We start from the raw sequence: 15,004 nt of genomic DNA, 5'->3' as shown, positions 1-15,004 counted from the left end.
AGGTTTGCGTTTTGACTGTTCCGGTTGTTTCGAATTCCACTCCGGGCTCGCTTTATGTAGTGGCGACTCCTATCGGCAATCTGGACGACATGAGCGTGCGGGCATTGAAGGTGTTGCGTGAGGTCACGCTGATTGCGGCTGAAGACACGCGCCATTCTGCACGTCTGATGCAGCACTTCGGGATATCCACCCCGCTGGCCGCCTGTCACGAGCATAACGAACGTGATGAGGGTAGTCGGTTCATAATGCGTCTGCTGGCTGGCGATGATGTCGCGCTGATTTCCGACGCGGGCACGCCGCTGATCTCTGATCCCGGTTATCACCTGGTACGTCAGGCGCGTGCTGTAGGTGTACCGGTTGTGCCCGTGCCGGGCGCTTGCGCCCTGATCGCCGCTCTTTCTGCGGCCGGACTGCCTTCGGACCGATTCATTTTCGAGGGCTTTCTTCCCGCCAAGGCTGCAGGGCGCAAGGCAAAGCTTGAGCGAGTAAAGGAAGAGCCGCGCACGCTTATTTATTATGAAGCGCCGCACCGGATTCTCGAGTGTCTACAGGACATGGAGCAAGTCTTTGGTGCCGACCGTCAGGCCTTGCTGGCACGTGAAATAACCAAAACTTTTGAAACGCTCAAGGGTCTGCCTTTGGGTGAGCTGCGGGCTTTTGTCGAGGCCGACAGTAATCAGCAGCGTGGCGAATGCGTTGTGCTGATAGCCGGCTGGACACCGCCCGAGGACGAGGATGTCATTGGTGAGGAGGCGCGCCGCATACTGGATTTACTGCTTGCGGAGATGCCTCTCAAGCGCGCCGCAGCCTTGGCAGCCGAAATAACCGGCGTGCGCAAGAACCTGCTTTATCAGGTGGCGCTGGAGAAACAGAAGGAATGATGGGTTGCCTTTAAAAGGGGTGGATAACGGGGACAAGCGCACCCCACGTGCTATTAAAGCTTGTTCTTGAAGGCATGTGCCGCTAACCTTGGCGGCGGAGAGTCGATTGGACAGTCGCTGCCTCTTGTTGTTCCGCAACAGGGGGGGGAGGAAAGTCCGGGCTCCATAGGGCGGAGTGCCAGGTAACGCCTGGGAGGCGTGAGCCTACGGAAAGTGCCACAGAAAATAACCGCCTAAGCACTTCGGTGCCGGTAAGGGTGAAAAGGTGCGGTAAGAGCGCACCGCACGTCTGGTAACAGTTCGTGGCAAGGTAAACCCCACTCGGAGCAAGACCAAATAGGGTTCCTAGGCGTGGCCCGCGCTGGAACCGGGTAGGTTGCTAAAGACGTCCAGTGATGGCCGTCGTAGAGGAATGACTGTTCTCGACAGAACCCGGCTTACAGATCGACTCTCCACCTTTTTCCTACCCTTCGTTTCAAGCAGCAAAACCCTCTCGTAATACCAAAAAAATCTTACAGCTCATAAATCACATTAACTTTGAATCGCAACGATTTGAGTCGCGTGGGATTTATCTGTCGGAACGTTCGTAAAATTCCCCTTTCATACCCAATACCTCTCCTAAATCTCCGAAATGTAAGGGTTTTCCTTAAGACCGTGCCTTGACGGTGTGGTGGGCGCGTTCCTATAGTGTGCACAAGTGGCAGAAAGTGGCACGAAGTGGGTTTTTTCAGCGCAAAAAGCTAATATTCGGAGAATGCGCCTGTGTTCCGTGGTGCCAACGCGATCAATCTCGATGCCAAGGGCCGTCTCGCTATGCCGAGCCGGTACCGTGACGAGTTGGATTCGCGTAGTGCCGGGCAACTTATCGTGACCATTGATGCCGTTGATCCCTGTCTTTGCCTGTATCCGCTTTCCGAATGGGAACTGATAGAGGCAAAACTTCGTGATCTGGCGACGTTTCGTGAAGAGAACCGTCGTCTGCAAAGGCTTTTGATTGGTAATGCTGTCGATCTGGAACTCGATGGCAGCGGGCGTTTTCTGGTGCCGCCACGCTTGCGCGAATACGCCAGGCTGGATAAGCGCGTAATGCTGGTGGGCCAACTCAACAAGTTTCAACTGTGGGACGAGGACGCCTGGAATGCTCTTGCTGATGCTGACCTGGCTGCCATTCAAAAACCTGGCGCTATGCCCGACGAATTACGTGATTTGATCCTGTGACTATGAACAGCGGCTTTACCCACATCACCGTGCTGCTTGAAGAAGCCGTGGAGGCTCTCGCGGTGCGTGCCGATGGCTGCTATCTGGACGGCACGTTCGGACGTGGCGGGCATAGTCGTCTGATATTGAGCCAGCTTGGTCCTGACGGTCGGCTTCTGGGGTTCGACAAGGACCCTCAAGCGATTGCCACAGGGCAAGCGCTAGCGGCCGAAGACGGCCGCTTTGTCATTGTGCAGCGCAGCTTTGCCGAATTGGGATCCGAGGCTCAGGAGCGCGGTTTGGCGGGCAAGGTCAGCGGTATCCTGCTGGATCTGGGCGTGTCGTCCCCGCAACTGGATGATCCCGAGCGCGGTTTCAGCTTCATGAACGACGGTCCGCTGGACATGCGCATGGACCCTACCCGTGGCGTAAGCGCTGCCGAGTTCATTGCGACTGCACCTGCTGAAGAAATTGCCCGCGTATTCAAGGAATACGGCGAAGAGCGATTTGCCAAGCGGATGGCCAATGCGGTCGTCGCGCGCCGTGAAGTCCAGCCTTTCGAGCGTACCGCTGATCTGGCGGAAGTGCTCAAGGTCGCCAACCCCGCCTGGGAAAAGGGCAAGAATCCTGCAACGCGTGCCTTTCAGGGCCTGCGTATTCATGTAAACAACGAATTGGGCGATCTGGAAGCCGGTCTCGAAGCCGCGCTGGATGCCCTTGAAGTTGGTGGTCGCCTCGTCGTCATCAGTTTTCACTCGCTGGAAGACCGTATCGTCAAGCTGTTCATGCGCAAGCTCGCCAAGGGCGAAGCCGACAACATGCCACGCAATCTGCCGATCCAGTTCAAGCCGTTTGAACCGAAAATCAAAATTCACGGCAAGGCTCAATTCGCCTCGGATACCGAAACCAAAGCCAACCCGCGTTCGCGCAGTGCTGTCATGCGTGTAGCGGAGAAGCTCAGGTGAGCCGTCTGTTTCTGAAGCCTTTGCCCGGCGGCAGCTTCATTATGCTGCTGCTGTTCATTGCTGTCCTGATTTCAGCGATTGGCGTTTCCTATAGCGCACATTGGAATCGTCAACTGCTCAACTCGCTGTATTCGGAAATGAGCGTGCGCGACAAGGCGCAGGCAGAGTGGGGCCGGCTGATTCTTGAGCAGAGCACCTGGACTGCACATAGCCGCATCGAGAATCTGGCCACCGAACAGCTGAAAATGCGCATTCCAAGCGCTGCCGAAGTGCGGATGGTGGCGCCATGATGAAACTTGAAGGCGCGCTTTATCCGTGGCGTTTTCGCGTGGTCGTGGGGCTGCTGGTGTCCCTCGTGCTCGCCATTTGCTGGCGCATCGTTGACCTGCAGGTTATCGACCACACCTTTCTCAAGGAGCAGGGCGATGCCCGCAGCCTGCGGCATATCCCGATTCCGGCTCACCGTGGCCTGATCACCGACCGCAATGGCGAGCCGCTTGCCGTCAGTACTCCGGTGACGACGCTGTGGGCCAACCCGCGCGAAATGCAGCAGGACAAGTCCAAGTGGCCAATGCTCGCAGCGGCTACCGGGCAGGATCTGAAAGCGTTGACTGATCGCCTGGAATCGCAATCCACCAAGGAATTCATCTACCTTGTTCGTGGCATGACGCCGGAGCAGGGTCAGGCAGCACTGGATCTGAAAGTCCCTGGCGTTTACGGCATCGAAGAGTTCCGCCGTTTCTACCCGGCAGGGGATGTTACCGCGCACATGGTTGGTTTTACCGACCTTGATGACCACGGTCGCGAAGGTGTCGAGTTGGCGTATGACGACTGGCTTGCGGGAGTGCCCGGCAAGCGTCAGGTCATCAAGGACCGGCGCGGCCGACTGATCAAGGATGTTCAGGTGACCAAGAATGCCAAGGCCGGAAAGACCTTGGCTTTGTCTATTGACCTGCGCCTGCAATACCTGGCAACCCGTGAGCTGCGCAACGCCATCGTGGAAAACGAGGCCAAGGCAGGCAGCATGGTGATCATGGACGTCAAGACCGGTGAAGTTCTGGCGATGGTCAATCAGCCGACCTATAACCCGAACAATCGCCGCACCATGGTGCCTGCTGCCATGCGCAACCGGGCCATCATTGACGTGTTCGAACCTGGTTCGACCATGAAGCCGATCTCCATGACTGCTGCGCTGGACAGTGGCCGCTGGAAGCCCACCGATAAGGTCGAGGTCTATCCAGGCACCCTGCAGATCGGCAAATACACGATTCGTGACGTGACCAAGACCGAGGGCCCGATCCTCGATCTGACCGGCATCCTGATCAACTCCAGTAACGTCGGCATGAGCAAGGTCGCGTTCGATGTGGGCGGCGAAGCGATCTTCCGTGCCATGCAGCGCGTCGGTTTCGGTCAGTACACCGGCCTCGGCTTTCCTGGCGAGCGCGTCGGCAACCTGCCCAACTACCGCGAATGGCGCAAGGCTGAAACCGCCACGCTGTCCTATGGCTACGGTCTGTCAGTCACCGCTTTGCAGCTGGTACACGCCTATGGCGCGCTGGCCAATAACGGCCGCATCGTGCCACTGACCATTTTGAAAACGGATAAAGAGCCGGAATCGACCCAGGCTATTCCCGAGAAAACCGCCAAGACTCTGCAGGGTATGTTGCAGCAGGTTATCGAAGACCCGCGCGGCGTTTATCGCGCCCGTGTGCCGTCCTATCACGTCGGCGGCAAGAGCGGTACGGCGCGTAAGACGTCGATCGGCACCAAGGGCTATGCGGAGAACTCCTATCGCTCCCTGTTCGCCGGTTTCGGCCCGATGAGTAACCCGCGTTATGCCATCGTCGTGGTCATCGACGAGCCGAGCAAGGGCGGTTACTACGGTGGTCTGGTTTCGGCTCCGGTATTCAGCAAAGTCATGTCCGGTACGTTGCGTCTGATGAACGTTACGCCTGACAACCTTGCCCCACCGGAACAAGTCAATGCAGCACCGGCAGCCAAAGGAGGGCGTGGTTGATGGCCTTTAATCTGAGCAAGATTTTCGCTCACACCGATCGCGATGCGCTGATTCGCGAGTTGACTCTCGACAGCCGCAATGTCCGTCCGGGTGATCTGTTTCTAGCCATACCGGGTATCAAGGTCGATGGCCGTGCACATATTGCCGACGCGCTCAAGCGTGGCGCTGCGGCTGTGGCGTACGAAGTCGAAGGCTCGACCGTTCTGCCGATCACCGACGTGCCGCTGATCCCGGTCAAGGGGCTCGCCGCGCAGTTGTCCGATATTGCCGGCCGCTTCTACGGCGACCCGAGTCGCAGTCTGAATCTGGTAGGTGTTACCGGCACCAACGGCAAGACCAGCGTCACCCAACTGGTTGCACAGGCGCTTGATGCACTGGGTCAGCATTGCGGCATTGTCGGCACACTGGGCACAGGCTTCTACGGCGCATTGCAAAGCGGCCGTCATACCACGCCTGACCCGATTGCCGTTCAGGCGACGCTGACCGATCTGAAAAAGGCCGGGGCGCGTGCAGTGGCGATGGAAGTTTCGTCTCATGGGCTGGATCAAGGGCGGGCGACGGCGCTGGCGTTTGATGTGGCGGTGCTGACCAATCTGTCCCGTGATCACTTGGATTATCACGGCACCATGGAAGCGTACGCTGCCGCCAAGGCCAAGCTGTTTGCATTGTCCAACCTGAAATGCCGGGTAATCAACCTGGATGACGCTTTCGGTCGTGAACTGGCCGGTATCAAGCAAGAGTCGCGGTTGATCACCTATAGCCAGCTGGACAGCTCGGCCTACCTGTATTGCCGCGATGCGAAATTCGATGACGATGGCGTGCGCGCTACGCTGGTCACGCCTCAGGGCGAGCATTTCCTGCGCAGCAGCCTGCTGGGTCGCTTCAACCTGAGCAACGTGCTGGCTGCGGTCGGCGCTTTGCTGGGCCTGGATTACGCGCTGGACGAAATTCTCAAGGTGCTGCCGAAACTTGAAGGTCCTGTCGGGCGCATGCAGCGTCTGGGTGGTGCCGACAAGCCGCTGGTGGTTGTCGATTACGCGCATACTCCGGATGCGCTGGAAAAAGTCCTCGAAGCACTTGCGCCCGCACGCCAAAGGCCGCCTGCTGTGCCTGTTCGGCTGCGGCGGTGATCGTGATCGCGGCAAGCGTCCGCTGATGGCTGAAGTGGTCGAACGCCTGGCCGACGGTGCGTGGGTCACCGACGACAACCCGCGCTCCGAATCTCCAGCCAGTATTTTTGACGATATTCGCCCTGGCTTCACTGCTGTCGACAAGGTGCGCTTCATCGAAGGTCGCGGCCAGGCCATTTCCGAGCTGATTGCCAGCGCCAGTGCCGATGATGTCGTGGTGCTGGCCGGTAAAGGGCACGAGGACTATCAGGAAGTCGACGGTCAGCGCCATCCGTTCTCTGACCTGCAAGAAGCTTCAAAGGCGCTTGCTGCATGGGGGCCTGCGAATGATTAAGCCAATGACATTCAGCGAACTGGTCGTGTCACTTGACGCCCGTCTGGTCGCTGGCGACTGCAGCTTTGACGGCGTGAGCACTGACAGCCGTGGCATCGAGCCGGGCCAGCTGTTTGTGGCCCTGACCGGACCGCGCTTCGACGGCCATGAGTACCTTGAGCAGGTGGCTGCCAAAGGTGCGGTAGGTGCTTTGGTCGAGCGCGAAGTGCAGGGCGCAAGCCTGCCGCAACTGGTCGTGCTCGATACCCGCAAGGCGCTCGCGCAATTGGGCGCAATGAACCGCAATGCGTTCATCGACAAGCCGGTTGCAGCGATGACCGGTTCCAGCGGCAAGACCACGGTCAAGGAAATGCTCGCGAGCATCCTGCGTACGCGCGGACCTGTGCTGGCCACTCGTGGCAATCTGAACAACGAGCTGGGCGTGCCATTGACGTTACTGGAGCTGGCTCCCGAGCACAGTGCGGCGGTCATCGAGCTGGGCGCATCGCGGGTGGGCGAAATTGCCTTCACCGTGAGCCTGACCAAGCCACACGTTGCCATCATTACCAACGCCGGAACCGCCCATGTCGGCGAATTTGGCGGGCCGGACAAAATTGTCGGAGCCAAGGGCGAGATTCTGGAAGGTCTCGATGCCAGCGGCACTGCGGTGCTGAATCTGGAAGACAAGGCGTTCCCTGTCTGGCGCAAGCGTGCCGGCAATCGCAACATTCTGACCTTCGCACTGGCTGACCCTGCGGCGGATCTGTACGCCAGCGAACTCAGTCGTGATGCCCGCGGCTGCCCGGGCTTCACCATGAACAGCCCGCTCGGCGTCGCCCAGGTTCAGTTGAATCTGTTGGGCGCGCACAACGTAGCCAACGCCCTGGCAGCTGCGGCTGCAGCCTGCGCTCTGGGCGTGACGCTGGAAGGTATTGTTGCGGGCCTGAACAACGTGCAGCCGGTCAAGGGCCGTGCGGTTGCGCAAATCGCCAGCAACGGTACGCGCGTCATTGATGACACCTACAACGCCAACCCTGCCTCGATCAACGCGGCCGTCGACATCCTTACCGGTTTTACCGGTCGTACCGTGCTGGTGCTGGGCGATATCGGCGAGCTGGGCGAGTGGGCCGAACAAGGCCATCGCGACGTAGGGGCCTATGCCGCTGGCAAGGTCTCGGCGCTGTATGCCGTCGGCCCGTTGATGACTCATGCCGTCAGCGCCTTTGGTGAACATGCTTACCACTTCGCCAGTCAGGCAGAGCTGATCGCGGCGCTGGGCGCCGAGCAGGACCCTAATACCACTTTATTGATCAAGGGCTCGCGTAGCGCTGCGATGGAAAACGTCGTGGCTGCCTTGTGCGGTTCTAGCCTGGAGAAACATTAATGCTGCTGCTGTTGGCCGAGTTTTTACAACAGTTCTACAAAGGCTTCGCGGTCTTTCAGTACCTGTCCTTGCGCGGGATCCTTGGCGTGCTCACTGCACTGACACTGTCGCTGTGCCTGGGGCCGTGGATGATCCGCACCTTGCAGATGCGCCAGATCGGCCAGTCGGTCCGCAACGACGGTCCGCAGTCGCACTTGTCCAAATCGGGTACGCCGACCATGGGCGGCGCGCTGATCCTCTCGTCCATCGGTATCAGTACGCTGTTGTGGGCTGACCTGAGCAATCGTTACGTTTGGGTTGTGTTGCTGGTGACACTGCTGTTCGGGGCCATCGGCTGGGTCGATGACTACCGCAAAGTGATCGAAAAGAACTCGCGTGGCCTGCCGAGCCGCTGGAAGTATTTCTGGCAGTCGGTATTCGGCCTCTGTGCAGCGATCTTCCTTTATACGACTGCACCGTCGGCTACCGAAACCACGCTGATCGTGCCGATGCTCAAGGATGTGCGCATCCCGTTGGGTATCGGTTTCATCGTGCTGACCTATTTCGTGATCGTCGGCTCCAGCAACGCAGTCAACCTGACTGACGGCCTGGACGGTCTGGCGATCATGCCGACGGTGATGGTGGGCGGTGCGCTGGGCATCTTCTGCTACCTGTCGGGTAACGTGAAGTTTGCTGAATACCTGCTGATTCCCTACGTACCGGGGGCCGGTGAGCTGATTGTCTTCTCTGGTGCGCTGATTGGTGCGGGGCTCGGGTTTCTCTGGTTCAACACCTATCCGGCGCAGGTATTCATGGGCGACGTTGGTGCGCTGGCGCTGGGCGCTGCACTGGGCACCATGGCCGTGATCGTGCGTCAGGAAATTGTCCTGTTCATCATGGGCGGCGTGTTCGTGATGGAAACCCTTTCAGTGGTCATTCAGGTTGCGTCTTTCAAACTTACCGGTCGCCGCGTGTTCCGCATGGCGCCGATTCACCACCACTTTGAACTCAAAGGCTGGCCCGAGCCACGCGTGATCGTCCGTTTCTGGATCATCACCGTGATTCTGGTGCTCATTGGCCTTGCCACACTGAAACTGAGGTAGAACGAGTGTCCCTGATCGTCTCCGACCGCTTCCGCATTGTTGTGGGGCTTGGCAAAAGTGGCATGTCCCTGGTTCGCTTCCTGGCGAACCGGGGCGTGTCCTTTGCCGTGGCCGACACGCGGGAGAATCCTCCTGAGCTGGCGACCTTGCGTCGTGACTATCCGCAGGTGGAAGTGCGTTGTGGCGAGCTGGACGTGGATTTCCTCTGCCGTGCCGACGAGTTGTATGTCAGCCCCGGTCTGGCGCTGGCCACACCGGCCCTGCAGCAGGCGCACGCGCGTGGCGTCAAGCTGTCCGGCGACATCGAGCTGTTCGCGCGTTACGCGAAGGCGCCGGTCATCGCCATCACCGGTTCGAATGCGAAAAGCACGGTGACAACGCTGGTGGGTGAAATGGCCGTCGCTGCAGGCAAACGCGTTGCGGTCGGGGGCAACCTCGGTACTCCGGCGCTGGACCTGCTCAGCGACGATGTCGAACTGTACGTAATGGAGCTGTCCAGCTTTCAGCTCGAAACCACCGACCAGCTCAACGCTGAAGTGGCAACCGTGCTGAACATCAGCGAAGACCATATGGACCGCTACAGCGGCCTGCCGGCTTATCACCTGGCCAAGCACCGGATTTTCCGTGGCGCGCGGCAAGTGGTGGTCAATCGTCAGGATGCGCTGTCCCGTCCGCTGATCGGTGAAGGCCTGCCTTGCTGGACGTTTGGTCTCAACAAGCCTGATTTCCACGGCTTTGGTCTGCGTGAAGAAAACGGCGAAAAATACCTGGCGTTCCAGTTCGAAAACCTGATGCCGGTACGTGAGCTGAAAGTTCGTGGTGCTCACAATCAGGCCAACGCCCTTGCTGCATTGGCGCTTGGGCATGCGGTCGGCCTGCCGTTCGATGCGATGCTCGCCAGCCTGCGCGAATTCACCGGGCTGGAGCATCGCTGCCAGTGGCTGCGTGAGCATGACGGCGTTCATTACTACAACGACTCCAAGGCCACCAACGTTGGTGCCGCACTGGCTGCCATCGAAGGCCTGGGTTCGGATATCGACGGCAAGCTGGTGCTGATCGCTGGTGGCGATGGCAAAGGCGCTGACTTCAGCGCATTGCGTGCGCCAGTCGCTGAGCATTGCCGCGCTGCGGTGTTACTGGGCCGCGACGCCGAGCTGATTGCTCAGGCATTGGGCGACGCCGTTACGCTGGTTCGTGTCGATACCGTGCAGGCCGCTGTCGAGCAAAGTGCCCGACTGGCTCAGCGTGGCGATGCGGTACTGCTTTCGCCTGCATGCGCCAGCCTGGATATGTTCAAGAATTATGAAGAGCGCGGACGTGTGTTCGCGCAGGCAGTGGAGTGCTTGTCATGATCTTCGGTGTGATCAAGCCTTATCCATCGCCACTGATCAGCGGGCGCGGCATTGACCTCGACTTCCCGATGCTGGTCGGCTGCCTGGCGCTGCTGGGCCTTGGGCTGGTAATGATTACTTCCGCCTCGTCGGAAGTTGCTGCAGTTCAGTCGGGCAACACGCTGTACATGATGACCCGCCACCTGGTTTATCTGCTGATAGGCCTGGGTGCCTGCGGCGTGACCATGATGATTCCGGTCGCCACCTGGCAACGCCTGGGCTGGATGATGCTGCTTGGCGCGTTCGGCCTGTTGCTGCTGGTACTGGTGCCGGGAATCGGGCGCGAGGTAAACGGTTCGATGCGCTGGATCGGTTTCGGCGCGTTCAACGTGCAGCCGTCGGAAATCGCCAAGGTATTCGTTGTGATCTTCCTTGCCGGCTACCTGATCCGTCAGCAGCAGGAAGTTCGCGAAAGCTGGATGGGCTTTTTCAAGCCGTTCATCGTGCTGTTGCCGATGGCAGGTCTGCTGCTCATGGAGCCTGACTTCGGTGCGACCGTAGTAATGATGGGCTCGGCCGCAGCCATGCTGTTTCTCGGTGGTGTCGGTCTGTTCCGCTTCTCGCTGATGGTGGTTCTGGCTGTGGCGTCGGTCGTTGTTCTGGTCCAGGCACAGCCTTACCGGATGGCGCGTCTGACCAACTTTACCGACCCGTGGGCCGACCAGTTCGGTTCCGGTTATCAATTGACCCAGGCGCTGATCGCCTTCGGTCGTGGCGAATGGTTCGGTGTCGGGCTGGGCAACAGTGTGCAGAAGCAGTTCTATCTGCCGGAAGCGCACACCGACTTCGTGTTCTCGGTGCTTGCAGAAGAGCTGGGCGTGGTGGGTTCGCTGATCACCGTCGCACTGTTTCTGTTTGTCAGTATTCGCGGTATGTACATAGGTATGTGGGCCGAGCGTGCCAAGCAGTTCTTCGGTGCCTATGTGGCCTACGGTCTATCGTTCCTGTGGATCGGCCAATTCCTGATCAACATCGGTGTGAACGTCGGTCTGCTGCCAACCAAGGGACTGACTCTGCCGTTCCTCAGCTACGGCGGCAGCTCGCTGGTGATCTGCTGCGCGAGTCTTGGCCTGCTGCTGCGCATCGAGTGGGAATCGCGCAACAACATGGGCAGTGAAGAAGCCGAGTTCAAGGAAAGCGACTTCGCCGAGGACACGCCCCATGGACGCTAATGTGCTGATCATGGCTGGCGGCACCGGCGGGCATGTATTCCCGGCGCTGGCTTGTGCACGCGAGTTTCAGGCTCGTGGCTACAAGGTCCACTGGCTGGGCACGCCACGCGGAATCGAAAACGAACTGGTCCCGCAGGCCGGTTTGACGCTGCACCTGATCAATGTCACCGGGCTGCGTGGCAAAGGCCGGCTGTCGCTGCTCAAGGCGCCGTTCATGTTGCTCAAGGCCCTGATGCAGGCGCGCAAGGTTGTGCGTCAGGTGAAGCCGGTCTGCGTGGTTGGCTTCGGTGGCTACGTCACCGGCCCTGGCGGTCTGGCGGCGAAGCTGGCAGGCGTACCGTTGATCATTCATGAGCAGAACGCCGTTGCTGGCACAGCCAACCGCAGCCTGGCGTCGTTCGCCAGCCGCGTGTGCGAGGCGTTCCCGAACACCTTTGCGGCCTCGTCCAAACGCCGCACCACCGGCAATCCGGTGCGTGTCGAGCTGTTTCTGGAAACACCGCGTCAGACGCTGGCCGGGCGCAAGGCGCGTCTGCTGGTACTGGGCGGCAGTCTGGGCGCGGAGCCATTGAACAAATTGCTGCCCGAGGCGCTGGCCCAGTTGCCTCAGGACATCCAGCCCGAAGTGTTTCATCAGTCGGGCAAGAATCACGACGCAGTCACCGCCGAGCGTTATCGCAACGTGGGCGTCGAGGCGCAGGTTGCGCCATTCATCCAGAACATGGCCCAAGCCTATAGCTGGGCCGATCTGGTGGTCTGCCGCGCAGGCGCATTGACCATCAGCGAACTGGCCGCCGCAGGTCTGCCGTCGTTGCTGATACCGCTGCCCCACGCGATTGATGACCATCAGTCACGTAACGCTGACTATCTGGCTCGCGAAGGCGCAGCCTTCGTCATGCCGCAAGCGACAACTGGCGCCGCCGAGATGGCAGCACGCCTGAAAGAGGTTTTGATGCAACCCGAACAATTGAACAGCATGGCCCGCACAGCACGTAGCCTGGCCAAGCCTGATGCAACCAACACCGTCGTCAACGTCTGCGTGGAGGTGGCTCATGGTTGAGAATCAACGCGCCATGCCGCAACCTGAAATGCGCCGTATCCGTCGCATCCACTTCGTCGGTATCGGCGGTGTCGGCATGTGCGGGATTGCCGAAGTGTTGTTGAACCTGGGCTACGAAGTCTCGGGCTCCGACCTCAAAGGCTCGGCCGTGACCGAGCGTCTGGAATCGTTCGGCGCGCAGATCTTTGTTGGCCATCGCGCCGAGAACACCGTGGGTGCCGACGTACTGGTGGTGTCCAGCGCTGTGAACACTTCCAACCCGGAAGTCGCTACCGCGCTGGAACGCCGTATTCCAGTCGTGCCTCGTGCCGAGATGCTCGCCGAACTGATGCGCTATCGCCACGGCATCGCTGTCGCCGGTACGCATGGCAAGACCACCACCACCAGCCTGATCGCTTCGGTGTTCGCTGCTGGTGGCCTGGACCCTACCTTTGTGATTGGCGGCCGCTTGAACGCTGCGGGCACCAACGCCCAGCTGGGCACCAGCCGTTACCTGATCGCCGAAGCCGATGAAAGCGACGCCAGCTTCCTGCACCTTCAGCCTCTTGTGGCGGTGGTCACCAATATCGACGCCGATCACATGGCGACCTACGAAGGCGACTTCAACAAACTGAAGAAGACCTTTGTCGAGTTCCTGCATAACCTGCCGTTCTATGGCCTGGCGGTCATGTGCATCGACGATCCGGTAGTGCGTGAAATTCTCCCGCAGGTCAAGCGCCCGACGTTGACCTACGGCTTCAGCGAGTCTGCCGACATACGTGCGATCAACGTGCGTCAGGACGGCATGCTGACATTCTTTACCGTACTGCGCCGCGACCGCGAGCCGCTGGATGTGTCGGTGAACATGCCCGGCAATCACAACGTACTCAACTCGCTGGCGACCATCGCTATCGCTACCGACGAAGGTGTCAGCGATGAGGCGATCGTGCAGGGCCTTTCGGGGTTCCAGGGCGTCGGTCGTCGCTTCCAGGTGTACGGCGAGCTGCCGGTCGAAGGCGGTAACGTGATGCTGGTCGATGACTACGGTCACCATCCGCGCGAAGTGGCTGCTGTGATCAGCGCCGTACGGGGTGGCTGGCCGGATCGTCGTCTGGTGATGGTCTACCAGCCGCACCGTTTCAGCCGTACCCGTGACCTGTACGACGATTTCGTACAGGTTCTGGCGGATGCCAATGTGTTGCTGCTGATGGAAGTCTACCCGGCGGGTGAAGAACCGATTCCCGGCGCCGACAGCCGCAATCTGTGCCACAGCATTCGTCAGCGCGGTCAGCTGGACCCTATCTACATCGAGCGCGGCGTCGAGCTGGCGCCGCTGGTCAAGCCGCTGCTGCGCGCTGGGGACATTCTGCTGTGCCAGGGCGCTGGCGACATCGCCGGACTCGCGCCACAACTGCTGAAAAGCCCGCTGTTCGCTGGCGCTAAAGTGGCTCCCACCGAAGGGAAGCTGAAATGACAGCCGTCGCCCAGTCTTCCCTGCGCTCGACGCTCGAGCCGAAAAGCTTCGGCCGTGTCGCCGTGCTCTTCGGTGGCAAGAGTGCTGAACGGGCAGTTTCCCTGAACTCCGGTAATGCGGTGCTCAAGGCGTTGCTCGATGCTGGCGTGGACGCGTTCGGCATCGATGTGGGCGATGACTTCCTGCAGCGACTGGTCAGCGAAAAGATCGACCGTGCCTTCATTGTTCTGCACGGGCGAGGCGGCGAAGACGGCACTATGCAAGGCCTGCTGGAGTGCCTGGAAATCCCCTATACCGGCAGTGGTGTACTGGCTTCCGCGCTGGCGATGGACAAGTTGCGCACCAAGCAGGTCTGGCAGAGTCTCGGCCTTGCGACGCCCTTGCATGCCGTTCTTGAAAACGAGAGCGATTGTATTTGCGCAGCGACGGAACTGGGCTTCCCTTTGATCGTCAAACCGGCCCATGAAGGTTCAAGTATCGGTATGGCAAAGGTGAACAGCGTCGATGAATTGATCGCCGCCTGGAAAGCCGCCAGTACCTACGATTCGCAAGTATTAGTCGAACAGTGGATTCAGGGACCTGAGTTCACTGTGGCGTCTCTGCGTGGCCAGGTGTTGCCTCCCATTGGCCTGGGCACTCCTCACAGTTTTTATGATTACGATGCCAAGTACCTGGCGTCCGATACTCAGTACCGGATCCCTTGCGGGCTTGGCGATGCGCAGGAACAGGAACTCAAACAACTTGCAGCACGCGCTTGCGACGCCATCGGTATTGCAGGGTGGGCGCGCACGGATGTCATGCAGGACGCACAAGGCAAGTTCTGGTTACTGGAAGTTAACACCGTGCCCGGCATGACCGATCACAGTCTGGTGCCAATGGCTGCGCGTGCTGCAGGTCTGGATTTTCAACAACTGGTGTTGGCGATTCTGGCCGACAGTGTTCAGGCGAGAGGGTAAGGC

General features: G+C 59.6%; 12 protein-coding genes, 1 other RNA gene and 1 pseudogene. All 14 read left to right on the top strand.

Annotated elements, in window-relative coordinates; genetic code table 11:
• The first annotated feature begins 89 nt into the window (after positions 1-89).
• Positions 90-881 (top strand): 16S rRNA (cytidine(1402)-2'-O)-methyltransferase, encoded by a 792-nt coding sequence (gene rsmI / locus KP808_RS20555; protein ID WP_230018935.1) that lies wholly within the window; start codon positions 90-92, stop codon positions 879-881.
• Positions 882-979: 98 nt separating this feature from the next.
• Positions 980-1,337: RNase P RNA component class A (gene rnpB, locus KP808_RS20550), an RNA gene on the top strand.
• Between the two features lie 306 nt (positions 1,338-1,643).
• Positions 1,644-2,099: a division/cell wall cluster transcriptional repressor MraZ gene (gene mraZ, locus KP808_RS20545; protein ID WP_002555055.1), complete on the top strand. Its 456-nt coding sequence runs from the start codon at positions 1,644-1,646 to the stop codon at positions 2,097-2,099.
• A 2-nt stretch (positions 2,100-2,101) separates the two neighbouring features.
• The gene (gene rsmH / locus KP808_RS20540; protein WP_002555054.1) at positions 2,102-3,043 is read left to right on the top strand and encodes a 16S rRNA (cytosine(1402)-N(4))-methyltransferase RsmH; all 942 of its coding nucleotides are present in this window, start codon (positions 2,102-2,104) and stop codon (positions 3,041-3,043) included.
• Positions 3,040-3,333, top strand: a complete 294-nt coding sequence (gene ftsL / locus KP808_RS20535; RefSeq protein ID WP_002555053.1) for a cell division protein FtsL — start codon at positions 3,040-3,042, stop codon at positions 3,331-3,333. The genes rsmH and ftsL overlap by 4 nt, the downstream gene beginning before the upstream one ends.
• Positions 3,333-5,060, top strand: a complete 1,728-nt coding sequence (locus tag KP808_RS20530; protein ID WP_004666184.1) for a peptidoglycan D,D-transpeptidase FtsI family protein — start codon at positions 3,333-3,335, stop codon at positions 5,058-5,060. Before ftsL ends, KP808_RS20530 begins: the two co-directional genes overlap by 1 nt.
• Positions 5,060-6,524 (top strand): annotated as a pseudogene (locus tag KP808_RS20525) (UDP-N-acetylmuramoyl-L-alanyl-D-glutamate--2,6-diaminopimelate ligase). Before KP808_RS20530 ends, KP808_RS20525 begins: the two are co-directional and overlap by 1 nt.
• Positions 6,517-7,887, top strand: coding sequence for a UDP-N-acetylmuramoyl-tripeptide--D-alanyl-D-alanine ligase (locus tag KP808_RS20520; RefSeq protein ID WP_230016787.1), 1,371 nt, complete (start codon positions 6,517-6,519; stop codon positions 7,885-7,887). Before KP808_RS20525 ends, KP808_RS20520 begins: the two are co-directional and overlap by 8 nt.
• Positions 7,887-8,969 carry a phospho-N-acetylmuramoyl-pentapeptide-transferase gene (gene mraY, locus KP808_RS20515; protein WP_002555049.1) on the top strand — a complete coding sequence of 361 codons (1,083 nt, stop codon included), beginning with the start codon at positions 7,887-7,889 and terminating at the stop codon, positions 8,967-8,969. Before KP808_RS20520 ends, mraY begins: the two co-directional genes overlap by 1 nt.
• A gap of 5 nt (positions 8,970-8,974) precedes the next feature.
• Positions 8,975-10,321, top strand: coding sequence for a UDP-N-acetylmuramoyl-L-alanine--D-glutamate ligase (gene murD, locus KP808_RS20510; RefSeq protein ID WP_005780968.1), 1,347 nt, complete (start codon positions 8,975-8,977; stop codon positions 10,319-10,321).
• The gene (ftsW, locus tag KP808_RS20505; RefSeq protein ID WP_003431463.1) at positions 10,318-11,532 is read left to right on the top strand and encodes a putative lipid II flippase FtsW; all 1,215 of its coding nucleotides are present in this window, start codon (positions 10,318-10,320) and stop codon (positions 11,530-11,532) included. The genes murD and ftsW overlap by 4 nt, the downstream gene beginning before the upstream one ends.
• A complete protein-coding gene (gene murG, locus KP808_RS20500; RefSeq protein WP_057403075.1) occupies positions 11,522-12,592 on the top strand; it encodes an undecaprenyldiphospho-muramoylpentapeptide beta-N-acetylglucosaminyltransferase in 1,071 nt (356 codons plus the stop codon). The genes ftsW and murG overlap by 11 nt, the downstream gene beginning before the upstream one ends.
• A complete protein-coding gene (murC, locus tag KP808_RS20495) occupies positions 12,585-14,045 on the top strand; it encodes a UDP-N-acetylmuramate--L-alanine ligase (protein ID WP_122280586.1) in 1,461 nt (486 codons plus the stop codon). The genes murG and murC overlap by 8 nt, the downstream gene beginning before the upstream one ends.
• Complete coding sequence (locus KP808_RS20490) at positions 14,042-15,001, top strand: D-alanine--D-alanine ligase (protein WP_058407948.1); 960 nt, start codon at positions 14,042-14,044, stop codon at positions 14,999-15,001. Before murC ends, KP808_RS20490 begins: the two co-directional genes overlap by 4 nt.
• Positions 15,002-15,004 lie beyond the last annotated feature (3 nt).

It is taken from the genome of Pseudomonas savastanoi, assembly GCF_020917325.1.
GTDB classification, from domain to species: domain Bacteria; phylum Pseudomonadota; class Gammaproteobacteria; order Pseudomonadales; family Pseudomonadaceae; genus Aquipseudomonas; species Aquipseudomonas amygdali.
The sequence above is the reverse complement of the archived record's forward strand: the minus strand, read 5'-3'. Positions and strand labels throughout refer to the sequence as shown.

Excerpts from the sequence above, each read along its gene's own strand:
- rsmI (WP_230018935.1), top strand. The coding sequence starts at position 90 with ATGAGCGTGCGGGCATTGAAGGTGTTGCGTGAGGTCACGCTGATTGCG.
- rsmH (WP_002555054.1), top strand. The coding sequence starts at position 2,102 with ATGAACAGCGGCTTTACCCACATCACCGTGCTGCTTGAAGAAGCCGTG.
- KP808_RS20530 (WP_004666184.1), top strand. The coding sequence starts at position 3,333 with ATGAAACTTGAAGGCGCGCTTTATCCGTGGCGTTTTCGCGTGGTCGTG.
- KP808_RS20520 (WP_230016787.1), top strand. The coding sequence starts at position 6,517 with ATGATTAAGCCAATGACATTCAGCGAACTGGTCGTGTCACTTGACGCC.
- mraY (WP_002555049.1), top strand. The coding sequence starts at position 7,887 with ATGCTGCTGCTGTTGGCCGAGTTTTTACAACAGTTCTACAAAGGCTTC.
- ftsW (WP_003431463.1), top strand. The coding sequence starts at position 10,318 with ATGATCTTCGGTGTGATCAAGCCTTATCCATCGCCACTGATCAGCGGG.
- murG (WP_057403075.1), top strand. The coding sequence starts at position 11,522 with ATGGACGCTAATGTGCTGATCATGGCTGGCGGCACCGGCGGGCATGTA.
- murC (WP_122280586.1), top strand. The coding sequence starts at position 12,585 with ATGGTTGAGAATCAACGCGCCATGCCGCAACCTGAAATGCGCCGTATC.
- KP808_RS20490 (WP_058407948.1), top strand. The coding sequence starts at position 14,042 with ATGACAGCCGTCGCCCAGTCTTCCCTGCGCTCGACGCTCGAGCCGAAA.